Here is a 23,528-nt window from a genome sequence, read left to right as displayed (position 1 = left end):
TGCCCGTGCCCGAGCCGGGAACAGCACAGCCGCTGTGATTATTGTCACGTGCACGGGTGGCGGGCGTGGCGGCCCCGACCGGGGGTCAACGCCCCGGCGCGGCGGCACCGGGCGAGGCGGGCGCGGGTCCGGGCGCGAGCTGCGGCGGCGGCTCTCCCGGCACCGCCGATACGCAAAGCCACCCCCTCGTTCGAGCTACCGCCACCCGGGTGAAGCGCGAGTGGGCTGCGCGATCGGTCCGCTGCCGGGCCGATCGGGCCGCGGTCGTCCCGGCCCGCCCGCGGAACTGATCGTTTTCCCGTCACGACAAGGGGAACCCACCCCGGAGGAGCAGGTCACACCGAGTCAACCCGGCCCGGTGCTGACGCGTCCTCACACAGAAGGGCCAAACACGTTCAGTAACCTGGACTACTCCGATTGGGACGGGCATTGGCGAACGGTAAACACTATTGCCGGCTGTCTCAGCACGGTCTTCGTAGACTGGCCGGGATTTGGGGTCGGCCACCCGCTGGCCGGCGTGCTCCCCAGCACGGGCGAGCAAGGCGATCAGCAAGGCTTGGCAACTCAGGTGAGGTGACGTGGTGACGCTGCTGGAATCCGTGCGGGGACCGGCTGATCTCAAACGGTTGGAGCACGGTGAGCTGGTGCAGCTGGCCTCGGAGATCCGGACGTTCCTGGTGGACAAGGTCTCCCGGACGGGCGGGCACCTCGGCCCCAACCTCGGCGCCGTCGAACTCACCCTCGCCATCCACCGGGTGTTCGACTCGCCGCGCGACCGGATCATCTTCGACACCGGCCACCAGAGCTACGTGCACAAGATCGTGACCGGCCGCCGGGACGGGTTCGACCAGCTGCGCCAGCGCGGCGGGCTGTCCGGCTACCCCTCCCGCGCCGAGAGCGAGCACGACGTCGTGGAGAACAGCCACGCGTCCACCGCCCTGTCCTACGCGGACGGACTGGCCAAGGCGTTCCAGCTGACCGGTGTGCGCCGGCACGCGGTCGCCGTGGTCGGCGACGGCGCGCTCACCGGCGGCATGTGCTGGGAGGCGTTGAACAACATCGCCGCCGACCAGAACCGGCCGGTGGTGATCGTGGTCAACGACAACGGCCGCTCCTACTCACCCACCATCGGCGGCCTGGCCGACCACCTCGCGTCGCTGCGCCTGCGCCCCGGCTACGAGCGCGCGCTGGAGAGCGGTCGCCGCGCCCTGCAGCAGACCCCGGTGGTCGGCAAGCCGCTCTACGCGGCCCTGCACGCGGCCAAGCGCGGCATCAAGGACGCGATCAGCCCGCAGGCCATGTTCGAGGACCTCGGCCTGAAGTACTTCGGGCCGGTCGACGGGCACGACCTGCGCGCGCTGGAGTCGGCGCTGCGCCGGGCCAAGTCCTTCGGCGGCCCGGTGATCGTGCACGCGGTCACCCGCAAGGGCAACGGCTACCCGCCGGCCGAGAACCACGAGGCCGACCAGATGCACGCCACCGGCGTGATCGACCCGGTGACCGGCGAACCGGTCGGCCCGGCCAAGACGAGCTGGACGTCGGTGTTCTCCGAGGAACTGGCCGCGCTGGGCGGTGAGCGGGAGGACATCGTCGCGATCACCGCGGCCATGCGCGGCCCCACCGGTCTGGACCGGTTCGCCAACGCCTACCCCCGGCGCTGCTTCGACGTGGGCATCGCCGAGCAGCACGCGCTCACCTCGGCCGCCGGCCTGGCCATGGGCGGGCTGCACCCCGTGGTCGCGGTCTACGCCACCTTCCTCAACCGCGCCTTCGACCAGCTGCTGATGGACGTCGCCCTGCACGGGCAGGCGGTCACCGTCGTGCTGGACCGCGCCGGCATCACCGGCCCGGACGGCGCCAGCCACCACGGCATGTGGGACATGTCCATCCTCGGGGTCATCCCGGGCATCCGGGTGGCCGCGCCGCGCGACGCCAGCACCCTGCGGGAGGAACTGCGCGAGGCGGTCGCCGTGGACGACGGCCCCACGGTGCTGCGGTTCCCCAAGGCCTCGGTGGGCGGCGACATCCCGGCGCTGGAGCGGCTGGGCGTGGTGGACGTGCTGCGCCGCCCCGGCGCCCAGGAACAGGCCGACGTGCTGCTGGTCACGGTCGGCGCGTTCGGCGAACTCGGCATGGCCGCGGCCGAACGCCTCGCCGACCAGGGGATCGGCGTCACCGTGGTCGATCCCCGGTGGATCACGCCGGTTCCCGGGGAACTGGTCGACCTGGCCGCGGCGCACCGGCTCGTGGTGACCGTTGAGGACGGTGGTCGGCACGGCGGGTTCGGCTGGGCACTGGCCGCGGCGCTGCGCGACGCCGACGTGGACGTGCCGCTGCGCGATCTGGCGGTGCCGCAGCGGTTCCACCACCACGGCACCCGGGCCGAGGTGCTCGCCGAGGTCGGGCTGACCGCGCAGGACGTGGCCCGCCGGGTGACCGAGTGGGCCGCCGACCGGCTGGGTGAGCCCGTGCGGGCCGGCGTCGACGTGGCCGGTGGCCAGCTCCCGGTCAGCGAGAAACCCGAGCGCGCCTAGCGTTCCCGCGCCGGCCGCACCGCCGCGCACCGCAGCCCGCCGCGGCCACCCGGTCACACCGACGCCGGGTGGCCGCGGCGTTCGCGCAACCTGCCGAGTCCACTCTGCTCAGTGCTGTGGCACCGTAGAAGGGTGCGCATCCTGGTAGTCGAGGACGAACAGCCGCTGGCCGACGCGATCGCCCGTGGCCTGCGTCGTGAAGGCATGGCCGTGGACGTCGCCTACGACGGTGACGCCGGCCACGAGAAGGTGAGCGTCACGCGCTACGACGTGGTGGTGCTCGACCGCGACCTGCCCGGGATGTCCGGGGACGAGCTGTGCGGCGAGATCGTCCGGTCCGGAGCGCTGACGCGGGTCATCATGCTGACCGCCAGCGGCACCATCGAGGACCGGGTCGAGGGCCTGTCCCTGGGCGCGGACGACTACCTGGCCAAGCCCTTCGCCTTCCCCGAACTGGTCGCCAGGGTGCGGGCACTGGCCAGGCGGGCCACCCCGGCCACCCCGCCCGTGCTCACCGCCGGCGACGTCGAACTGGACCCGGCGAAGCGGATGGTGCGGCGGGCGGGGCAGCCGGTGGAGCTGACCCGCAAGGAGTTCGGCGTGCTCGAAGTGCTCATGGCCGCCAACGGTTCCGTGGTCAGCAGCGAGGAACTGCTGGAGCGGGTGTGGGACGAGAACGCCGACCCGTTCACCACCACGGTCCGGGTCACCGTGATGACGTTGCGCAAGAAGCTGGGTGAGCCCGGCATCATCGACACCGTCGTCGGTTCCGGCTACCGGGTGCCCGCCGCTGGCCAGCGGACCACCTCGGAGGCTGGCACGCACACGGCCGGAAACTGACGGAGGACACGGGGTGCGTACCCGACGCGGCCCCGGCCTGCGCGCTCGCATCACCCTGCTGGCAACCGGTCTCGTCGCCGGCGTGAGTGGACTGCTGCTGTGGCTGGGCTGGCAGGTGGTCGGCCAGGTCGCCGTGGCCGTTCCCACGCTGCCCGACGGCAGTGCGGTGCGGGTGAACGGCGTGGACGTGCAGGCCGACCAGTTGGCGCTGCTGCTGCGCGAGACGGCCAGGGCACAGGTGCTCAAGTACGGCTCGGTCGCGTTCCTGTGCATGGTGGTGGCCGCCGCGATTCTGGCGTGGACGATCACCGGCCGGGTGCTGCGGCCACTGCACGAGGTGACCGGCACGGCCCGCCGGCTGTCCGCGGAGTCGCTGGGGGAGCGGATCAGGCTGGAGGGCACCCGGGACGAGGTGACCGAGCTGGCCGACACCTTCGACGCCATGTTGGACCGGTTGCAGGCCGCCTTCGAGGCGCAGCGCAGGTTCGTCGCCAACGCCAGCCACGAACTGCGCACCCCGCTGGCGGTGGTGCGGACCGAACTCGACGTGACCCTGGCCGATCCCGACGCCGACGTCGCCGAACTGCGGCGGATGGCCGAGGTGGTGCGCGCCGCCACCGAGCGGTCCGAGCAACTGGTGGAGGCGCTGTTGCTGTTGGCCCGCACCGACGGCATCGGGTTGGCCGTGCGCGAGCCGGTGGACCTGTCCGCGGTGGTGGCCAGCGCGTGGCGCGCGGTGCGGGCCGAGGCCGACCAGCGCGAGCTGCGGGCGGTCTTCCACACCGGACCCGCGCTCGCCGTGGGCGATCCGGCACTGTTGGAACGGGTCGCCGGCAACCTGCTGGAGAACGCGGTCTGGCACAACACCAGCCCCGGCTGGATCGAGGTGCACACCGAGAGCAGTCCGGAGTGGACGGTGTTACGGGTGGCCTCCTCCGGGCCGGTGGTGGCCAGTGACCGGGTCGCCGAGCTGTTCGAGCCGTTCCGCCGGGGCGGGGTGGCCCGGACGGCGCGGTCGGGCACGGGCCTGGGACTGTCCATCGTGCGCGCGGCCGTTGCCGCGCACAGCGGCCAGGTGCGCGCCGAGCCCGTCGCCGGCGGCGGACTGGCCGTCACGGTCCGCCTGCCAGCAGCCCCCTGACCGAGCACCGGCTGGCCGTTCGCCGCGTCCGCCCGGCCGCCCGAATCCGCCTGCCAGCGGCGGGAAGCGCGCGCCGGCGTGGGCCGTGCCGGCGGCCTGGCTGGCGGCCCGGTGAGGTCGGGTGGCCCAGTGTGGTCGGGTGGCTGGATGGCGGCCGGGCGGCGTGGTCATGTGGGGCGGCGTGGTCATGTCGGGTGGCAGCCACTGGCCGGGGCTCGGGCCAGCCAGCCCCAGGCCGGGCCGGTGCCGCCACCGCCGACGCAGCTGGTGCCGGTGCTGGTTCCGCCGCCGATGTCGATGCCGCCGCCGGTGCCGGCTTCGCCGCAGCCGCCGGTGTCCACACCCGACACCGCCGGCTGGTCGATGTGCGGTGAACCGGCGCCAGCAGGGGCCCCGTCACAGCTGAACGACCAGGCCGCCCACCGCGCCCGACCGCACGCCGCCCACCGTGCCCGACCGCCGTCGGAAACCTGTTGCGGCCGCGGGACCAGCCGCGGCACCGGACCGCTGTCACCGCCGTGCGGCTGCCCGTCGATCCCGCCGACCCCGTGCGGAACAAGCAGCCGAACGCGGCCGTGTCCCCAACGGCCACTGGACCACCAACCCGGTCGCGACAACGCCCAGCCTTCCGGCTCGCCAGCGCGGGCGCCCCGCTGATCCGCCTGCACGGCAACGGGTTGAGCCGGCGCCCCGCCCCTGTCCAGCGCGCCGCGGCAGCCCCACCGGTCCACCTGCCGGGCTCGCCTGCTGCGACCGGAGCACGGGCACAAGGCCACGCGTTCCCCCGACCACCGGACACCGGCCAGTCCGGAAACCTCGCAGATTGGCCTGAACCACCTGCCCGGCCTGCCCTGGCCTGTCCCTCAACCGAGCAGCGCACCGGTCCGGCCCGCCAGCACAACCCCCACCGCGACCCCTGCCCGGAGCCGCCCGCTACCAGTGCGGCGCAGCCAACCCCGATCCCCTGACCCCACCGACCAACCCGCCGCACACCCCAACACAGGCCACGCAGTCCGCTCCACCGAGGCGGCCAGCGCACCCGCCAACAGGCCTTCCCCCGCCCTCCCAGGGGGGCGACCCCGCGTCCAGCCTATCCCCACCACCACACCGGGCACAGCGCGACAACGTGGCCTGTGGATAACTCGCGTGCCTGTGCACAACTCAACGCGCGACCGCTCATTTCCGGCTCCGCTGCGCTAGCCTGCGCACCTGCGCGTCGAGGTACGGGCGGGCCCGCCGCTGCCCACCGCGCTCGCCGATCGCCGCCTGCAGGGACGCCAGCACCCGGCGCACCCGTGCGATGTCGGGACGCCAGCCCCGCCGCTGGCACTCGGCCAGCCAGTCCGCCGGGCTGAGGTGCCCGCGCTCCCGGTTGCAGCGCCGGCACGCGGCCACCTCGTTCTCCAACCAGGACGGTCCACCCTTCACCCTGGGCACCAGGTGATCGGTGGTGGGCGCGACCAGCGCGCCGAGCGCCCGGCCGCACCAGGTGCAGTCGGCGCCGTCGCGCTCGATCGCCAGCAGCAGCCGGGTCGCCCGGTCCACCTGTCCAGATCGCGGTGTCATCCCTGCCGATGATGCTCCGCGCGGCAGTGCTTGCCAACGCCGATTCGGTCACCCACCGCACCGGCCCCAGGCCGGCCGCCCGCGCGACACCGCCCCCACTCCCGCACGGGAGCCGATTCCACCGAACCAGCCCGACACCACCGTCGACGCCAGTACCGCTGGCACCGCCGAACCACCGACACCGCCGGGAAATCCGACGAACCGGGCCAGCTGGCGCCCAGTGGTCACGACCGGTTCCCACGGCGTTCCGGGTGGGGCGGGCTGCGGGAGGCAACGCCGGTGGGCAACCCCGCGTGCGCGGCATCGGTACATTGTGGATCTACGTGCGGTCGGAACTCGCTGATAAGCACAGGAATTCCACGGTAAGCGCAATCTCTTCCCTGCATAGTCCATATTAGACGTCGTTCACTCCGGTTACTCTTTTTGGGAGAACGTGGGGAAGACCGGGGTAGCAATTCGTATCCCCGCGAGTACTCTCATTGTTGAGTTTGAGGCGGTATCTCCGCTCTACTCTGGACTCGAAAGCCCCAACCCCACCGCCGCACGGCGACGCCGCACTCCGGAGAACTCGGAGCCTGGCAGTCGTCTCCGGTGGGCACCCCGAACCCCCATACCCACCACCTGCTCCCGCGGCACCGATGTCGGCCCGAGTACCCCGCTCCACGCACCCACCGCGTGTTGCTCGGGTCGCCAGGGGCGCGGTGAGCGGTGGCCGAAGAACGGTGGACCCGCGATGACCGCGACGCACAACTACCGCTGGCTGATGTCGGAGTACGACGCCACCTGGCACTGCTTCCCCAGCAGCCAGGTCGACGACCCAGCGCGCCGGTTCCTCGAAGCCAGCTGCAACCACTCGGTACCGGTGAGCAAGGTGTTGGACGCCGAGCCGAGGAAACTCTGCCCGGACTGCCTGCTGAGCTTTGGCAAGTTGTTATTGAACGACTGGCCCAGAGGTTCTTCACATTAAACCGATGACTGTCCGGCCTGCCGCGCTCCCCGCCGCTGGCCAGTTCGGTGGCGGTGGGGAGGCTGCCCTCTGACTGTCCGAAGAGGAGGAACAAGATGCCGAATCCGGCGAGAAAACCGTTGTGTCCCAACGAGAACGCCAGGCCCTCGCGGGACTGGTGCCGGTCGGGAACCAGGTCGACGGGCCGGAAGGGGGTCAGCCGCCGACTGCGCCCGGGTCGCGGTCAACCCCCAGCTGCCTGGCCAGGGCGATGGCGTCACCAGGAGCCTTGACCTTGGCGTCGTTGTCGAAGTACACATACACGTCCCGGCCCTCCGGCCGACTCGGTGCGGTGTGCGTGCCCGCGGTGTGCTCGCTGCGGGGAGCCTCGCCGGTGTGCCAGGCCCTGATCCGCTGTGCCCACGTGGACAGCGCCTGGGCGGTGTAGCCACTGGCGTAGAGTTCCTCGGCGCCGTGCAGTCGGACGTAGACGAAGTCCGCGGTCACGTCGTCCAGCAACGGCCAGATGCCGGCGGTGTCGGCCACCACGAGCGCGATCCCGTGGGACCGCAGCAGCTCGACGAACTCCGGTGAGCGGTAGCTGGGGTGGCGGACTTCGAGCGCGTGGCGCAGCGGGCGGTTCGCCTCGGTGGTCGTCCAGGCCCAGTCGCCCACCCGCTGGTCGTGTTGCTGGGCCAGCTCAGCGGCGGCACGGGTGTCGCGGGGCAGGATCGCGAAGAACTCCGCCAGCCGGTCGGGTTCGAAGGCCAGGTTCGGCGGCAGCTGCCACAGCACCGGGCCGAGCTTGGGACCGAGCGCCAGCACACCCGAGGCGAGGAAGTTGGCCAGGGGAGTGACCACGTCACGCAGCCGCTTCATGTGCGTGATGAACCGGCTGCCCTTGACCGCGAAGACGAAGTCGTCCGGGGTCTGCGCGCGCCACGACTGGTAGCGCTCAGGGCGTTGCAGCGAGTAGAACGACCCGTTGATCTCGGCCGAGCCCATGCGCCGGGACAGGTACTCCAGTTCGCGGCGGTGCGGCAGCCCGGTGGGGTAGAACCGGCCCCGCCAGGCCGGGTAGAGCCAGCCGGACGTGCCCACGTGGATGCTGGCCCCGGCTCGACCGCGACCAGCGGCGGCCGCGGCGGCCGCGGTCGCCGCCGCCGTCTTGGACGCTGTCCGTGGCGTGATCACACCGTCCAATCCGGTGGGCGAACACTGACATTCACCTTGCTAACACGGAATCGTCCAGCCGGCACGCCGACCGGAGATCAATCCCGTTATTTCGTATATGCACATTCACGGACGGTGGCAGGAAAGGAGGCCGTGGCAGGAAAGGAGAGCGTGCTTCCGGTGGCTCGCGTCCGGGAATCCCGGCCGCGCGGACTCGCATTCCCCGGCGCGGACCGCCAGAACCGCGGCCTGCCGAGGCAAGGCGTGCGGCCACCACCGTTGACGGACAACAGACTCGGGGCCGGGCGCGTCCGATCTGGTCGCACCCGGCCCCGACAACCCAGCCGGCGGTCCTGGTCAGCCCGCGGCCGGCACGCTGGCCACGCCAGGGGCGAGGAACCGCTTGCCGGTGACCTGCTCGGCCACGCCGGACCGGTCCAGGTACGGGGTGATGCCGCCGAGCCAGAACGGCCACCCGGCGCCGAGGATCATGCACAGGTCGATGTCCTGCGCCTCGGCGACCACGCCCTCGTCGAGCATCAGCCGGATCTCCTCGGCCAGTGCCCGCAGCGCCCGCTCCCGGACCTGTTCCTCGGTCAGCGGGGCGGACCCGCCCTGCCACAGCTCGGCCACCTCGGGGTCGAGCTTCTGGTTGCCCTCGGCGTCCCAGGTCCACACGGCGGTCTTGCCGGCCTCGACGAACCGCCTCATGTTCTCGCTCACCCCGAAGCGGTCGGGGAAGGCGCTGTGCATGGTCTCGGCCACGTGCAGCGCCACGGCCGGCCCCACCAACTGCAGCAGCACCATCGGGGTCATCGGCAGCCCCAGCGGGTTGAGCGCCCGATCCGCCACCTCGAACGGCGTGCCCTCGTCGACCGCGCGGATGACCTCACCAAGGAACCGGGTCAGCAGCCGGTTGACCACGAACGCCGGCGCGTCCTTGACCAGCACGCACGACTTCTTCAGCTGCTTGCCCACGGCGAAGGCGGTGGCCAGGGCCGCGTCCCCGGTGCGCTCGCCGCGCACGATCTCCAGCAGCGGCAGCACCGCGACCGGGTTGAAGAAGTGGAAGCCGACCACCCGCTCCGGGTGGGCGAGCTTGGCCGCCATCTCGGTCACCGACAGCGACGAGGTGTTCGTCGCCAGCACGCAGTCCGCCGAGACGTGCTCCTCGACCTCGGCGAACACCTGCTGCTTGACGGACAGCTCCTCGAACACGGCCTCGATCACGAAGTCGGCGTCGGCGAAGGCCGCCTTGTCCAGTGAACCGGACACCAGTGCCTTGAGCCGGTTCGCCTCGTCCGGGGAGATCCGCTTCTTGCCCAGCAGCTTGTCGATCTCGGCGTGCACGTAGCCCACGCCCTTGTCCACGCGCTGCTGGTCGATGTCGGTGAGCACCACCGGCACCTTCAGCCGGCGCACGAACAGCAGGGCCAGCTGGCTGGCCATCAGCCCGGCGCCGACCACGCCCACCTTGCCCACCGGCCGGGCCAGAGACCTGTCCGGCGCCCCAGCCGGCCGCTTGGCCCGCTTCTGCACCAGGTCGAACGAGTACAGCCCGGCGCGCAGCTCATCGGTCAGCAGCACCTCGGCCAGCGCCTCGGTCTCGGCCGCGTACCCGCGGTCCAGGTCGTTGGCCCTGGCCAGCTCCAGCAGCTCCACGGCCTTGAGCGCGCCAGGGGCGGCCCCGTGGGTCTTGGCCTCGACGATCGCCCTGGCCCGCGCCAGCGCGGCGTCCCAGGCCGGTCCCCGGTCGATCTCCCGGCGCGGCACGGTGACCTCGCCCGTCACCACCTGGACCAGCCAGCGCAGGGACTGCTCCAGGTAGTCGGCGGAGTCGAAGACCACGTCCACGATGCCCAGCTCGGCCGCCTGGGCCGGCTTGAGCATCCGGTTCTGGTTGAGCGCGTTCTCGATGATCACCGTGACCGCGCCGTCCGCGCCGATCAGGTTCGGCAGCAGCTGGGTGCCGCCCCAGCCGGGGAACAGCCCGAGGAAGCACTCCGGGAAGGACAGGGCGGCGGCGTTCGAGGACAGCGTCCGGTAGTGGCAGGACAGCGCCAGCTCCAGGCCACCACCCATGGCCGCGCCGTTGACGAAGGCGAACGTGGGGATCGCCGAGTCGGTGAGCCGGCGGAACACCTCGTGGCCGAGCCGGCCGATCTCGTGCGCCACCTCGCGCGAGGTCACCTGGCCGATCCCGGACAGGTCCGCGCCCACCGCGAACACGAAGGGCTTGCCGGTGACGGCGATGGCCGAGGGCTCGGCCGCGAACGCCTCGTCCAGCGCGGCGTTCAGGCTGAGCAGCCCCTGCGGGCCGAAGGTGGACGGCCGGGTGTGGTCGTGGCCGTTGTCCAGGGTGATCAGGGCGACCGGCCGGTCCAGACCGGGTACCCGCACCAGCCTGGTGACCGCCTTGGTGACGACCTCGTCGCCGAAGGCGCTCGCCAGGTCCGTTGCCGACAGCGTGCTGGTCACTTGGCGCCCCCGTTGTTGTCCTTGGCCGGCTGGTAGTTCGGGTTCTCCCAGATCACGGTCCCGCCCATGCCGATGCCGATGCACATGGTGGTGATGCCGTAGCGCACGTCGGGGCGCTCGGCGAACTGGTTGGCCAGCTGCGTCATCAGGCGCACGCCGGAGGAGGCCAACGGGTGGCCGCAGGCGATGGCGCCGCCCCACTGGTTGACCCTCGGGTCGTCCTCGGCGATGCCGAAGTGGTCGAGGAAGGCGAGCACCTGCACGGCGAACGCCTCGTTGATCTCGAACAGGCCGATGTCGTCGATGGACAGGCCGGCCCGCGCCAGTGCCTTCTCGGTGGCCGGCACCGGGCCGACACCCATCACCTCCGGCTCCACCCCGACGAAGGCGTAGTTGACCAGCCGCATGCCGATCGGCAGACCGAGCTGGCGGGCGGTCTCCTCCTCGGCCAGGATGCAGCCGGTGGCGCCGTCGTTGAGGCCGGCCGCGTTGCCGGCGGTGACCCGGCCGTGCGGGCGGAACGGCGTCTTGAGCGTGGCCAGCGCCTCCACCGTGGTGCCCGGGCGCGGCGGCTCGTCCGCGGTGGCCAGGCCCCAGCCCTGGGCGGCCGAGCGGGTGGCCACGGGAACCAGCTCCGGACCGATCTTGCCGGCCTTGACCGCGGCGTCGTACTTGGCCTGCGAGGCGGCGGCGAACCGGTCGGCGCGCTCCTTGGTGATGCCCGGGTAGCGGTCGTGCACGTTCTCGGCGGTCTGCCCCATCACGAGCGCCGAGGTGTCCACCAGCCGGTCGGCCAGGAACCTCGGGTTGGGGTCGACGCCCTCACCCATGGGGTGCCGGCCCATGTGCTCGACGCCCCCGGCGATGGCCACGTCGTAGGCGCCGAAGGCGATGCCGCTGGCGGTGGTGGTGACCGCGGTCATCGCGCCGGCGCACATGCGGTCGATGGCGTAGCCGGGCACCGTCTTGGGCAGTCCGGCCAGCAGCCCGGCGGTGCGGCCGATGGTCAGGCCCTGGTCGCCGATCTGGGTGGTGGCGGCGATGGCGACCTCGTCGACCCGCTCCGGAGGCAGCTCGGGGTGCCTGCGGAGCAGCTCGCGGATCACCTTCACGACCAGGTCGTCGGCTCGGGTCTCGGCGTAGATGCCCTTGTCGCCGGCCTTGCCGAAGGGCGTGCGAACGCCATCGACGAAGACCACGTTCCGAACGGCACGCGCTGTCGAGCCACCCGTCGCGGTGACGGGCGCTCCGGCCGGTGCCGGTGCTGCTGGTGCGGCCACGGCGTGTTCCTCCTTGGTGTGGGCAGAACGAACGGCCGGGCAAGTCGATGCGACAGCAGCCACTACCGGCCGGTAACTCAAACTCTAACTCTCGTTACTGGTGAGTAACCACACCGGTCCCGCTGTCGGGTGCGTCACAGCACCCAACAGCGGGCGAGCCGCACCCGCGGACGCGATCACCACCTCCGGACCAGGACGACGGCGTGACCGGACGGGTGGGCGACCGGACGGGTGGGCCGTGGCGGCGGTCAGGCGGTCGCCCGCAGCGCCGTGCTGAGCACCTCGCTGGTCAGTGCCACCTGCCAGGCCCTGGCCCCACCCGCGCGCAGCACCTCGGCCACACCGGTCGGGCTGGTGTCCGCCGGCGGCTGCCAGCAGGTGCGCCGCACCAGGTCCGGCAACAGCAGGTTCTCCACCGGGAGGTTGTGCCGCTGGGCGATCTCGCCCAGCGCGGCACGCGCCTTGGCCAGCCGGGCGGCGGCGTCCGGGTCCTTGTCCGACCACCGGTTCACCGGCGGCGGCCCCTCGTGCGCCGGTGCCGGATCGGGCAGCTGGTCCTTGGGCAGCTGACTGGCCAGCCGCAGCGCGGCCAGCCAGGTGCTGGCCAGGCGGCGCTGGGCCCGACCGCGGAACACCGGCAGCGCCAGCAGTTCGCCGTGCGTCCTCGGGTTGACCGTGGCCGCTTCCATCAGGGCGCTGTCCGGCAGCACCCGCCCGGGCGCGATATCCCGCTCCCGGGCGATCGCGTTCCTGGCCTCCCAGAGCGCCCGGACCGCGGCCAACTGCCGTGGCGTGCGCACCCGGTGGATCCCGGAGGTGCGTCGCCACGGCTCCTGCCTGGGACGGGGCGCCGGCGCCAGGCGAACCGCCTCGAACTCCTCCAGCGCCCAGTCCAACTTGCCTTGGTTGCGCAGTTCCCGTTCCAGCACGTGGCGCAACGGGATCAGCAGCTCCACGTCCAGCGCTGCGTAGTTCAGCCAGTCGGCCGGCAGGGGGCGACGCGACCAGTCGGCCGCGCCGTGCCCTTTCTCCAGCCGGTAGCCGAGCAGTCGCTCGACGAGGGTGCCGAGTGCCACCCGCTCGAACCCAGCCAGCCTGCCGGCCAGCTCGGTGTCGAACAGCGTGCCTGGTCTGAGCCCGAGTTCGGCGAGGCACGGCAGGTCCTGTGAGGCCGCGTGCAACACCCACTCGGCGCCGGACAGCGCGTCCACCAGCGGGTCGAGCCGGCCGTTCAGCGCGACCGGGTCGATCAGCACGGTGCCCGCGCCCTCGCGGCGCAACTGCACCAGATAAGCACGCTGCGAGTAGCGGTAGCCCGAGGCTCGCTCGGTGTCCACCGCTATCGGCCCATCCGCTCCGGCGAGCGCCGCGGCGACCTGCCGCAGTGTCTCCGGGTCGGACACCACCGGTGGGACGCCCTCGGCGGGCTCCGTCAGTGGTACCGGGTTGGATCCGGTCGGCTCAGCTGGTTCGGCGGAGGGTGCGTTCACGGCGGAAGACCCTACGTCGAACCAGCGACTCGCGGGCGTGTTCGGCTGGTTTCAGCGGATCACACCGGCCCGCATGGCCAGCGCGACCATCTGCGCGCGGTCGCCCGTGCCCAGCTTGCGCCCGATCCGCGACAGGTGGCTCTTCACCGTGAGCGCGGACAGGTTCAACGCCTCGCCAATCTCCTTGTTGGACTGGCCATCGGCGACGAGCTGGAGCACCTCGACCTCACGCGCGGACAGTTCCCGCGGTGTGTTGTCGGTCCCGGGCACCCTGGTGCCAGCGGCGAGAACCGGCGCGACACTCGGATCCGCGTAGACCCCGCCGTCCAGCACCCGGCGCACCCCGTCGGTGACCACCATGGGCGAGGCGGACTTCAGCAGGTAGGCCTGAGCGCCTGCCTGGAAGGCCGACCGGACCGCATACGGGTCGTCGGAGGACGCGAGCACCACGATTCGCGGCCAGCCCTGGGCACGGAGTTCCGTGACCAGGTCGATGCCGGTGCCGTCGGGCAGCCCGAGATCGAGGATCGCGAGATCGCACGGCCCCGTGGCCAGAGCGCGCGCTCTGGCTTCGGCGACCGAAGCGGCCTCATGCACTGTCCCGGCGCCCATCTGGGTCAACCGGGCCGCTATCGCCTCCCTCAGCAGTGGGTGGTCGTCGACCACCAACACCGAGAACAGCTCCTCCCGCGGGTGCGGGACCATGTTGGCCGGCAATGAGCCGGCTGGCGTGGTACGAACGGCCTGACCTAAGCCGACGGCAGCCACGTCACTACCTCCCTGGAGTCGGTCGTGCCCCCCGACCGGCACCGGGACTTTCGACCAATCAGCCGCGCCACTGATCGACCGAAAGTGGTGTCGTCGGAGGCAGCGTAGCCGCCTCAGCCAGCCAGCGGGACGATCAATCGGGTATCTATCCCTATCGAGTTGTAACTTCCGCCCTGGTTTGTCCCACGATCGGAGGACAAGGGCCCAAAACCCGTAACGTGAGAGGTCTTCACAACGACAATAGAGGTTTGGTCTTGAGGCGGATCGGCGTGTCGCGGTGGCGGCGCGGCGCGCACCGGTCGGCGTGGCGACGGCGGCTGGCACGGCTCGCGGCGTCCGGTTCCGGGTGCCGGACCCGGTCGGGCGGAGGCGGCAGGGCCGGGCGCGGGACGGCTGGCTCGGCGCGCCACCGCAGGTTCACCGTTTTGTGTGACTGCCGGAGTTATCGAACGTCTGTTTGACTGGGGCCGTGAACACGAACCGTGCCCCCGTCCCCGCTCTCGTTCTCGTTGTCCGCGACTGCCCGGCCGGCACCGGCTCCCCGTGCGGTGCTGGGGGAGAACGCTTACCCGGCGACTCGCCGGGGCCCGCCACATGACGCCGGGCGGCGGACACCGCCCGGCGAACACCGCGCCGGTGGACGCCGTGCGGATGGAGACCGTGCTGGCGGAGATCGTGCTGGCGGAGATCGTGCTGGCGGAGATCGTGCTGGTGGAGACCGCGGACGTTGTGCTCGGTTGACGCGCACCCGAGAACACGTCGGCTCCGCCGCGGTACCCGTCGCGGGCCGTTGTCCGTGGCCAACCGGGGAGTTGGTCGGCCGACCGGGCAGTCGGCGACCAGGTAGTTGTGCCGTGCGGTCAGGCGCGCGGCGCTGACCAGTGCTGTGAATAGCCGCAGGTTCTCCTTTGGCGTTCGCCAGTCCTCGTCGAAAGCACTTCGATCCGAGGGGAGTATTTCGGCCTATTGCTTCAGTGTTGACAAAATTTAATCCAATTGCCGGCGCAAGCAGTTTTGCGTTGTGTGCACGTCGCCCGAGGCGTGCCTGGGAAAACCCATGCCGTCAGCGGTTGCGTCGTGGCCATCCGCAGGACGGAGTGCGCCGACGGAACAGCGACGGAACACGGCGACGGAACCACAGCGACGAATCGCGTGAGCGAACAACTCCGTGACCGGGCGTGAGGCGGATCGACGGATCGGGCGCGCACCTCACCTCGACCGGGCCGCGCCTCCGCGATCCGGGAGCGGGAGGCGCTGGCAACGGAGGCCAGGAAGCCAGGAGGCCCGGGCGGCGGTGGAGAGGAGGGAACCGATGGGTGGTCGCGCTGGGGTCAGCCGGGACGGTGGTGGTCGAGCATGGACACGCCGACCGGCGGGAGGCCGACGGCGCTGGTCATCAGCTCGCAGAAGGCGGCGCCGTGCGGGGACAGCTCCGCGTGCCCGTCGGTGACCACCGCGGTCCAGGAGGCGCGCAGCTCCAGGTCGTCGGTGCGGGCCGGGCCGGCGATGTCGCCGAACCGGGCCGACGAGGTCTGCGTCACGGTGCCACCCAGCGCCGTCCAGTCCGCGCCGCAGTTGTCCAGGGCCTCGGTCAGCCAGGACCAGCCCACCTCGGGCAGCAGCGGGTCGCCGGCGAGTTCCGGGTCCAGCTCCACCCGCACGTAGGCCACCAGGCGCAGCACGCCGTCCCACGCCTCGGCCCCCTCGGGGTCGTGCAGCAGGATCAGCCGGCCGGTGGACAGCTCTCCGGCGGCCCCGTTGACCTCCCCGGTGAGCGCGAATGCCCAGGGGGCGAGGCGCTGGGGTGGGCGCACCTCACCGAGTTCCATTTCCGGGCGGGGACGCAGCGACCGCAGTGCCGTCACCGCCGTCCGGAACAGCTCGGGTACTTCCGCCTCCGCTGACGACGTTCCGGTCACGGCAGGTGACTGTATGCCCGCATCGCGCGATCCGTGGTGGAGGCGCGCCGAGGGCAGGCCGCGACCTGAGCACACCCGCTTCTCGCGGCGTGGGACGATGAAGGCGAGATGACCGACATTGCGCCGGTCTCGGCCCGCCGAGACCTCTCCCAAGCCCCGCTGCTGGTCGCCGCTGCCGGCGGCCGTCCATCGCGTGTGCCCGTGTGGTTCATGCGGCAGGCCGGACGGTCCCTGCCCGAGTACCACGAGTTCCGCGCGGGCACGCCCATGCTCGAAGCCTGCCTGGACGCCGAGATGGTGTGCGAGATCACCCTGCAGCCGGTGCGCCGGCACGGGGTGGACGCCGCCATCCTGTTCAGCGACATCGTGGTGCCGCTGCGCGCGGCCGGCGTCGACCTGGACATCGTCCCCGGCACCGGTCCGGTGGTCGCCGAGCCCGTGCGCTCGGCCGCGGACGTGGCCAGGCTGCCGCGACTGTCCGAAGACCAGGTGCGTCCCGTGGCCGACGGGGTCGGGCTGCTCCTGCGCGAACTCGGCGACACCCCGCTGATCGGTTTCGCCGGGGCGCCGTTCACCCTGGCGTCCTACCTGATCGAGGGTGGGCCCAGCCGCAACCACGAGCGCACCAAGGCGCTGATGCGGTCCGAACCGGACACCTGGCACGCGCTGCTGGGCCGGCTGACCGAGATCGCCTCGACGTTCCTGCGGGTGCAGGTGGCCGCCGGAGTGGACGCCGTGCAGTTGTTCGACTCCTGGGCCGGGGCGCTGTCCGAGCGGGACTACCGCGAGTTCGTGCTGCCGTACTCGGCCGCGGTGTTCGCCAGCCTGGCCGACGCCGGCATCCCCAAGATCCACTTCGGGGTGGGCACCGGCGAACTGCTCGGCGCGATGCGCCAGGCCGGTGCGGACGTGGTCGGCGTGGACTGGCGGATTCCGCTGGACGAGGCCGCGCGCCGGTTGCGGGCGGCCGACCCGGGCGGCCCGGAGCCGGTGGTGCAGGGCAACCTCGACCCCGCGCTGCTGTTCGCCAGCCCGGACGTGCTCGAACGCGAGATCGTCAGGATCGTCGACGAGGGCAGGTCCGCGGGCGGCCACATCTTCAACCTCGGTCACGGAGTGTTGCCGCACACCGATCCGGACGTCATCACCCGGGTGACGGAGTTCGTGCACGGCCTGTCGCCGGCCGACGCGTCCTGACCGGCGCCCGCGATGGTCACCGTGGCGGCACCGGGCTGGGGTTTAACAACAGGTTCATGAGAGTGACGGGGTGACGCACGTGCACGTCGCGGTCGTCGGAGGCGGGGTCTCCGGGCTCAGCGCAGCGCATCGGCTCAGATGTCTGCTCGGTGAGCAGGCCAGGATCACCGTGGTCGAGCAGGCCCCGCACCTGGGGGGCAAGCTGCGCACGGTCGAGTTCGCCGGTCACCCCGTGGACCTGGGGGCCGAGGCGTTCCTGCACCGCCGCCCCGAGGCCGCGGAACTCGTGGCCGAACTGGGGCTGGCCCCGCAACTGGTGCACCCCACCAGGGCGGCGTCCACGGTCCGGGCCGGCGGCCGGGTCCACCGGATGCCCAGCCGCACCCTGCTGGGCGTGCCCACCTCGGCCGAGACCGTGCGCGGGGTGCTGTCGGCGGAGGCGGCGGCCCGCGTCGCGGCCGAACCCTCGCTGCCGCCGCTGCGGCTGGAGGGCGACGTGGCCGTGGGCGCGCTGCTGCGCGAGCGGTTCGGCGACGAGGTCACCGAGCGGCTGGTCGACCCGATGCTGGGCGGGGTGTACGCGGGCCGGGCCGACCGGCTCAGCCTGCGCGCCACCATCCCGGTGCTGGCCAACGCCCTGGACTCGGGCATCGGCTCGGTGGTCGAGGCGGCCGCCGCCGCCATGCCCGCGCCGGCTCAGCCGCCGCCGGACCCGGCGCCGCCGGTGTTCGGCACGCTGCGCGGTGGGCTGGGCGCGCTGATCGACCGGCTGGCCGAGGTGGCCAAGCCCGAGGTGCGGCTGGGACAGCCCGTGCGCGAACTGCTGCGCGCCGACCACGGATGGCGCCTGGTGATCGGCCCGGCCACCGCACCCGAGGTGCTGGACGTGGACGGCGTGGTGCTTGCCGTGCCGGCGCCCTCGGCGCGGCGCCTGCTCGCCGACATCGCCCCGACCGCGGCGACCAGCCTGGCCGAGGTCGAGCTGGCGTCGGTGGCGCTGGTGTCCATGGCGCTGCCCGGCGACACCGACCTGACGGTGAACGCCGACGTCCCGCTGGCGGCGGGAGTGCTGGTCGCCGACCGGGAGCGGCACGCCGACGGCACCCCGTTCACGGCCAAGGCGTTCACCTTCTCCAGCAACAAGTGGGCGCACCTGACCGGTGAGGTGAAGTTCGTGCGCGGCTCGGTGGGCCGCGTCGGCGAGACCGAGTTGCTGCAGCGCAGTGACGAAGAACTCATCGAGGCGGTGCGCGCCGACCTGGCCGAGCTGATCGGCGGGCCGGTGCCGGCGCCGCTGGAGGTGCTGGTGACCCGCTGGGGCGGCGCGCTGCCGCAGTACGGCGTCGGCCACCTGGAGCGGGTGGAGCGGATCGAGGACGCCGTGGCGCGGGTGCCCGGTCTGGCCGTGGCCGGGGCACTGCTGCACGGCGTTGGCGTGCCCGCCTGCGTGGCCACCGGCAACGCCGCCGCCGCCCGTGTCGCTGCCCACCTTCTCGGCCGCCGGTGGAACTGAAGTGGGACGATGAGGACATGGCCCGCCTCAATTACACCGAGCTGAACGACACCATCCGCTACACCATGTGGTCGGTCTTTCGCGTGGAAGCCGGCCGGCTGCCCGATGACCGGGGTCCGGCGGCCACCGAGGCGCAGGACTACCTGGATGCCTTGGCGGACAAGGGTGTTGTGGTTCGCGGCGTGTACGACGTCGCCGGTCTGCGGGCCGACGCCGACTACATGATCTGGTGGCACGCCAGCGAGATCGAGCAGGTGCAGGCCGCCTACAGCGGGTTCCGCCGCACCACGTTGGGGCGCGCGTCGGTGCCGGTCTGGAGCAACGTGGCGCTGCACCGGCCGGCCGAGTTCAACAAGAGCCACATCCCCGCGTTCCTGGCTGGCGAGGAGCCCCGCAAGTACGTGTGCGTGTACCCGTTCGTCCGGTCCTACGAGTGGTACCTGCTGCCTGACGACGAGCGCCGCGCGATGCTGGCCAACCACGGCAGGGAAGCGCGCGACTACCCGGACGTGCGGGCCAACACCGTGGCCTCGTTCGCCCTGGGCGACTACGAGTGGATTCTCGCGTTCGAGGCCGACGAGCTGCACCGGATCGTGGACCTGATGCGCCACCTGCGCGGCACCGAGGCGCGGCGGCACGTCCGGGAGGAAACCCCGTTCTACACCGGCACCCGGGTCCCCGCCGCCGAACTGGTCACGAACCTGCCCTGAGCAGCGCCGTTCGCGTGGCTGCCCACGCCCGTGGGGACGGCAACGGGCCCGCCCGGTGGGGTTGACCGGGCGGGCCCGTCACGTCAGCCGCGGCGCCCGGGGTGTGCGGGGCGTCCGTCGCGTGTGGACCAGCGGTGTGTGCGCACCACTGCGGTGTTGGGGCTGACCGCTGGTCGCGGCCGGTCCTGGGGTGGGCGGTGCCGGGTCAGGCGATCTTGTAGGCGCGGATGATGGTCTGCTCGACACCGTTGTCCCGGCCCGAGGCGGTCGCGCGCAGTGACACGAAGCCGGCCTTGGCCGGGTGCACGAGTTTGGCGGTGCCGTGCACCACGGGCACCCGCTTCCAGGTGGCGCCGTCGTCGTAGGACACCTCGACGGTGCGCAGCCGGGCGGTGCCCTGCACGGACACGGGCACGTCGAACCGAACGCCGGCGGGTGCGGTGTTGGCCGCGTCCAGGGTCGGGGTGAAGCGGACCGCGGAGATGGGCACGGCCACCGGGTCGGGGCCGTCGGCGTGCCCGGAGGTGAAGGTCCACGTGGCACTCACCGTGCTGGACACGTCGAACCGGGTGCCGCGCTCGGCCGTGGTCTCCAGGGTGTACCGGCCCTGGGCGGCCGGCACGGTGAACTGGCCGCGGCCCGGCAGGTTGGTCTCGCCGATCACCTCGCCGCCGAGGGACAGCACCGTCCGCGCCTTGTCCACAGTGGAGTTCCCGTAGTTGCCGGCGCTGTCGGTGAACAGCGGCAGCGCCGGGTACAGCACGTCGCCCACGCGGAAGACGCCGCCGATGCGCTGGTCGTTCGGCGCACCAGGGCCGAACGGTCCTCGGTTGAACCGCTCGGTGAACCGCTCACCGGCCCGGTAGGTGCGCGCCGGACTCACGAACTCCGCTTCCACCACGGGGAAACCGCCCGGGTCGGTCTCGCTGGTGAGCTGGTCGAGCAGACCGGACCAGCTCACCTCGTCCGTGGTGACGAAGTCGGTGGCGGTCGTGGGCAGCGACACGTCGGACAGGGCCACCCAGCCGCCCGCGCCGTTCGGACCGGTGGAGATGAGCCCCCACTGGCCCCGCTGGCCGGCGGGGCCGTTGAGTTCGGAGCGGACCTCGGCCAACTCGTCCGTGCGCACCTCGGCGGTGAACCCGGTCGGCACCCGGGGCAGCGGCCAGGTCAGGTCGTAGAAGGTGGCGGCACCGGTGGGGCTCGCCCACTGCGTGCCGATCCAGGCGCTGGTGCCCTCAGCCGGCGTCTCGGGGCCGAGTTGCGTGGTGCTGAGAATGCCCAGCCCGTCACCCCTCTGCAGCACCCACCCGAAGCTGTAGCGGCCGACCGCCGTCCGCACGGTGAGGGAGAAGTCGCCGAGGGCGAACCGCGCGGCGGGATCGGGTGGGGTGATCGTGCTCGGCTTGGCCTGCCTGGCGTCCACCTCAAGGGTGGCGTCGCCGGTCACGGAGAACTTCGGCTGCGGCAGCCAGGCGTACCGGTACTGGTTCTCCCCGGTCAGGGTGAACACGTTGTTGTCGAGGGCGTAATCGCCCCTGGGCACCCGCACGGTGGCGGTACCGGCCACGGCCGAGGCGGACGTGGCCTTCGCGGTGGCGAGGTTGAGCAGGGTGGAACTGGCGCTCCACGCGGGTTGGCCGTCCGGTCCGGTGTAGTGGACCGTCAGGTCGTAGCTCTCCACCTCGCGGTTGACGGCCAGCGGGGTGCGCACGGCTTCGGTTCCGCCGGCACCGGCGACCAGCGCGCCGGTGTAGACGCCGTCCACGCTGCCCCGGGTGGTGTCGGCGGTGATGGTCGTCTCGGCGCTGCCCCCGGCGGGCACGGTGAGCTGGGTGGGGGTGACGGTGAACAGGCCGGCGGGCGCGGGTTGGCCGTCCGGGCCGGTGACGGACAGGGCCAGGTTCAGGGTGAGATCGGTGGTGCCGGAGTTGTGGTAGGTCACCGAGTGGGTGATGGGCTGGTCGTCGTGGTGCGGCCAGCGCGCCACGCCGAGGCTCACGATGCCGGGGGTGCTGGTCAGCGTCTGGGTGATGGCCTTGGCCACGTCCACCCGGCCGGCGCCCTGCTCGAACACGGACAGGGTCGGGTTGGGCTTGGCCGAGCCGACCAGGGCGGCCTTGAGCCGCGCGCCGGTCCAGTCCGGGTGCAGCTGGGCGAGCAGGGCGGCGGACCCGGCCACGTGCGGGGTGGCCATGGACGTGCCGGACAGCGCCACGTAGCCGTCCTCGACCGGGGCGCCGATGGTGCCGGCGGAGTGCCGGGCGGCCACGATGTCCACGCCCGGGGCGGTGATGTCGGGCTTGATCGCGCCGTCGTTGACGCGGGGGCCGCGACTGGAGAACGGGGCGAGCGACTCGTCGCGGTCGACCGCGCCCACGGTGAGGGCCGCGTCGGCGCTGCCCGGCGAGCCCACGGTCTCGGTGTTGGGACCGGAGTTGCCCGCCGCGATCGCGAAGAGGATGCCGTACTGCTCGGACAGGGTGTTGACGGCCTCTTCCAGCGGATCGACCTCGGGGGTGTCCAACCCGCCGAGGCTCAGGTTGGCGATCTTCGCGCCGGACTCCGCGGCCCACTGCATGGCGGCCAGGATCCAGGATTCCTGGCCGTAGCCGTTGTCGTCGAGCACCTTGCCGTCCAACAGCTTCGCGCCCGGGGCGACACCGCGGTACTTGCCGCCCGACTTGGCTCCGGTGCCGGCGATGATGGAGGCGACGTGCGTGCCGTGGCCGAAGTTGTCCACAGCGGACTCGGTGTCGGTGAAGTTCTTCTCCCCGATCTCCTGGGTGGTCAGGTCGGGGTGGGTCTGGTCGACGCCGCTGTCCAGCACGGCGACGGTGACGCCGTCGCCGGTGTAGCCGGCCTCCCAGGCGGTGGGCGCGCCGATCTGCGCGACGCTGCGGTCCAGGCTGGCCTGGCGCTTGCCGTCCAGCCACACCGTGTCCACGCCGGCCGCGGTGGACCGCACCGACCCGGCGGGGGCGGTGACGGCTTCCCACAGCGCCGTGGCGTTGGCCTTGCCGGTGGCCACGGCCGTGCCGTTGATGCTGGGCAGGTCCTGGGTGACGGCGGTGCCCTGGACCGCCAGGCTGGCCCGCGCCTGCCCGGTGGGGTGCTTGATGATCAGCGGGAGGGTGTCGCGGTGGGCGTCGTCGTAGCCGAACTCGATGAGCTGGGTGATGTCGAACAGCCTGGGGTCGAGTTTGCCGCTGGCGACCAGCGGGGCGGCGTCGACCGGCACCACGTGCAGGTGGCCGTTGAGCTGCTGGGTGGTGAAGGCGATGTGCTCCCGGCCCGGTCCGGGGCGCACCGACCGGGCCCCGTTCGGGCCGAGCACGACCTGGTCACCGGTGATCAGGGTGACGGTGGTGTTGCCCGCCTGGTCGGTGGTTGCCGCTGGTCCGGCCAGGGCGGCCGGGGCCGCTGTGTTGGCCGGGGATGCCACGGCCTGCTGTGCGGTGCCGACCGCGAGACCGAGGGCGAGCGCGCCCGCCCCCAGTCGCGTGGTCAACCGGCGACCTCTGGTTAATCGCCGCTCTCGTGAATGCACCAGTACCTCCAGTCGTTTCCCGTGTCAGTCCGCGGGTACTTTCCGGCGAGCACGGAAAAGAACTCGCCGGAGAGCTGGGACTTGCTCTCGAACGTACTGATGTGCACGGAACAACGGCAATCGACTGTCAACTGTGAAATATGTGTTTCCGGGTTGCGGAAAAAAGGCGGTCCGGCTGCGGCAGGTGGTGGGTGAAACGCATCCTGGGGAATTGACCGGTGTTTGCCGGGTAGAATTCCGTGCTGGTCTGATCCGGTGCTTGCCCGGTGGCGCTGGTCGCTGCCGTGCCGTTGTCCTGCGGTTTCGATCCCGATCCCGGGGCCGGTCGGCGCTCGGGTGAGTGGCGCTGCCAGTGGTGGGGCTGCGCCGCGTGGGCCGCCGTACCGGATTCCGGTGCGCTGGCGCGGCCGGCGCGCCGCACCG

At 72.1% G+C, this 23,528-nt stretch carries 17 protein-coding genes; 8 read left to right on the top strand and 9 right to left on the bottom strand.

Translation table 11 applies throughout. The features are described from left to right. The first annotated feature begins 581 nt into the window (after window positions 1-581). The 3 genes from dxs (at window position 582) to LX83_RS26305 (ending at window position 4,515) form a co-directional block, all read left to right on the top strand. A complete protein-coding gene (dxs, locus tag LX83_RS26315; RefSeq protein WP_253776039.1) occupies window positions 582-2,534 on the top strand; it encodes a 1-deoxy-D-xylulose-5-phosphate synthase in 1,953 nt (650 codons plus the stop codon). Between the two features lie 132 nt (window positions 2,535-2,666). Next, entirely contained in the window at window positions 2,667-3,374 is a 708-nt protein-coding gene (locus LX83_RS26310; RefSeq protein ID WP_253776038.1) for a response regulator transcription factor, read from the top strand. A gap of 13 nt (window positions 3,375-3,387) precedes the next feature. Continuing rightward, complete coding sequence (locus LX83_RS26305; protein WP_253776037.1) at window positions 3,388-4,515, top strand: sensor histidine kinase; 1,128 nt, start codon at window positions 3,388-3,390, stop codon at window positions 4,513-4,515. 185 nt (window positions 4,516-4,700) lie between these two features. Here LX83_RS26305 and LX83_RS26300 read toward each other — a convergent pair whose 3' ends face one another. Together LX83_RS26300 and LX83_RS26295 are read right to left on the bottom strand one after the other, a co-directional pair. Next, entirely contained in the window at window positions 4,701-4,865 is a 165-nt protein-coding gene (locus LX83_RS26300) for a hypothetical protein (RefSeq protein ID WP_253776036.1), read from the bottom strand. A gap of 826 nt (window positions 4,866-5,691) precedes the next feature. After that, complete coding sequence (locus tag LX83_RS26295; protein ID WP_253776035.1) at window positions 5,692-6,081, bottom strand: HNH endonuclease; 390 nt, start codon at window positions 6,079-6,081, stop codon at window positions 5,692-5,694. A gap of 733 nt (window positions 6,082-6,814) precedes the next feature. On the opposite strand from LX83_RS26295, the gene LX83_RS26290 reads away from it, so the two are divergent. Then, entirely contained in the window at window positions 6,815-7,048 is a 234-nt protein-coding gene (locus tag LX83_RS26290; RefSeq protein WP_253776033.1) for a hypothetical protein, read from the top strand. A gap of 195 nt (window positions 7,049-7,243) precedes the next feature. Here LX83_RS26290 and LX83_RS26285 read toward each other — a convergent pair whose 3' ends face one another. From LX83_RS26285 to LX83_RS26265, 5 genes are all read right to left on the bottom strand, one after another. After that, a complete protein-coding gene (locus LX83_RS26285; protein ID WP_253776262.1) occupies window positions 7,244-8,128 on the bottom strand; it encodes a DUF72 domain-containing protein in 885 nt (294 codons plus the stop codon). Between the two features lie 429 nt (window positions 8,129-8,557). Further along, window positions 8,558-10,678: a 3-hydroxyacyl-CoA dehydrogenase NAD-binding domain-containing protein gene (locus LX83_RS26280; RefSeq protein WP_253776031.1), complete on the bottom strand. Its 2,121-nt coding sequence runs from the start codon at window positions 10,676-10,678 to the stop codon at window positions 8,558-8,560. Continuing rightward, on the bottom strand, window positions 10,675-11,877 hold the full coding sequence (locus tag LX83_RS26275; RefSeq protein WP_253776029.1) for a thiolase family protein: 1,203 nt from the start codon (window positions 11,875-11,877) through the stop codon (window positions 10,675-10,677). The genes LX83_RS26280 and LX83_RS26275 overlap by 4 nt, the downstream gene beginning before the upstream one ends. 329 nt (window positions 11,878-12,206) lie before the next feature. Continuing rightward, window positions 12,207-13,448, bottom strand: a complete 1,242-nt coding sequence (locus tag LX83_RS26270) for an HRDC domain-containing protein (RefSeq protein WP_253776027.1) — start codon at window positions 13,446-13,448, stop codon at window positions 12,207-12,209. Window positions 13,449-13,499: 51 nt separating this feature from the next. Next, window positions 13,500-14,216 (bottom strand): response regulator transcription factor, encoded by a 717-nt coding sequence (locus tag LX83_RS26265; protein ID WP_253776025.1) that lies wholly within the window; start codon window positions 14,214-14,216, stop codon window positions 13,500-13,502. Between the two features lie 594 nt (window positions 14,217-14,810). On the opposite strand from LX83_RS26265, the gene LX83_RS26260 reads away from it, so the two are divergent. Then, complete coding sequence (locus LX83_RS26260) at window positions 14,811-14,957, top strand: hypothetical protein (RefSeq protein ID WP_253776023.1); 147 nt, start codon at window positions 14,811-14,813, stop codon at window positions 14,955-14,957. Window positions 14,958-15,547: 590 nt separating this feature from the next. Here LX83_RS26260 and LX83_RS26255 read toward each other — a convergent pair. After that, window positions 15,548-16,135 (bottom strand): DUF3000 domain-containing protein, encoded by a 588-nt coding sequence (locus tag LX83_RS26255; RefSeq protein WP_308204053.1) that lies wholly within the window; start codon window positions 16,133-16,135, stop codon window positions 15,548-15,550. Between the two features lie 108 nt (window positions 16,136-16,243). Here LX83_RS26255 and hemE point away from each other — a divergent pair, with 108 nt between their 5' ends. The 3 genes from hemE (at window position 16,244) to hemQ (ending at window position 19,555) form a co-directional block, all read left to right on the top strand. Continuing rightward, on the top strand, window positions 16,244-17,332 hold the full coding sequence (hemE, locus tag LX83_RS26250; RefSeq protein ID WP_253776021.1) for a uroporphyrinogen decarboxylase: 1,089 nt from the start codon (window positions 16,244-16,246) through the stop codon (window positions 17,330-17,332). Window positions 17,333-17,402: 70 nt separating this feature from the next. After that, window positions 17,403-18,845 (top strand): protoporphyrinogen oxidase, encoded by a 1,443-nt coding sequence (gene hemG / locus LX83_RS26245; protein ID WP_253776019.1) that lies wholly within the window; start codon window positions 17,403-17,405, stop codon window positions 18,843-18,845. A gap of 17 nt (window positions 18,846-18,862) precedes the next feature. Continuing rightward, window positions 18,863-19,555, top strand: a complete 693-nt coding sequence (hemQ, locus tag LX83_RS26240; protein ID WP_253776017.1) for a hydrogen peroxide-dependent heme synthase — start codon at window positions 18,863-18,865, stop codon at window positions 19,553-19,555. Window positions 19,556-19,760: 205 nt separating this feature from the next. Here hemQ and LX83_RS26235 read toward each other — a convergent pair whose 3' ends face one another. Then, window positions 19,761-23,066, bottom strand: coding sequence for a S8 family peptidase (locus tag LX83_RS26235; protein ID WP_301328924.1), 3,306 nt, complete (start codon window positions 23,064-23,066; stop codon window positions 19,761-19,763). Window positions 23,067-23,528: the final 462 nt, after the last annotated feature.

It is taken from the genome of Goodfellowiella coeruleoviolacea (assembly GCF_024171785.1).
GTDB classification, from domain to species: Bacteria; Actinomycetota; Actinomycetes; order Mycobacteriales; family Pseudonocardiaceae; genus Goodfellowiella; species Goodfellowiella coeruleoviolacea.
Note: the sequence above shows the minus strand (reverse complement) of the source record. Positions and strands in the feature narration are given on the sequence as shown.

What these genes read in the sequence shown, in the direction of transcription:
- LX83_RS26295 (WP_253776035.1), bottom strand. Translation starts at nt 6,081, where the DNA reads ATGACACCGCGATCTGGACAGGTGGACCGGGCGACCCGGCTGCTGCTG.
- LX83_RS26290 (WP_253776033.1), top strand. Translation starts at nt 6,815, where the DNA reads ATGACCGCGACGCACAACTACCGCTGGCTGATGTCGGAGTACGACGCC.
- LX83_RS26260 (WP_253776023.1), top strand. Translation starts at nt 14,811, where the DNA reads ATGACGCCGGGCGGCGGACACCGCCCGGCGAACACCGCGCCGGTGGAC.
- hemE (WP_253776021.1), top strand. Translation starts at nt 16,244, where the DNA reads ATGACCGACATTGCGCCGGTCTCGGCCCGCCGAGACCTCTCCCAAGCC.
- hemQ (WP_253776017.1), top strand. Translation starts at nt 18,863, where the DNA reads ATGGCCCGCCTCAATTACACCGAGCTGAACGACACCATCCGCTACACC.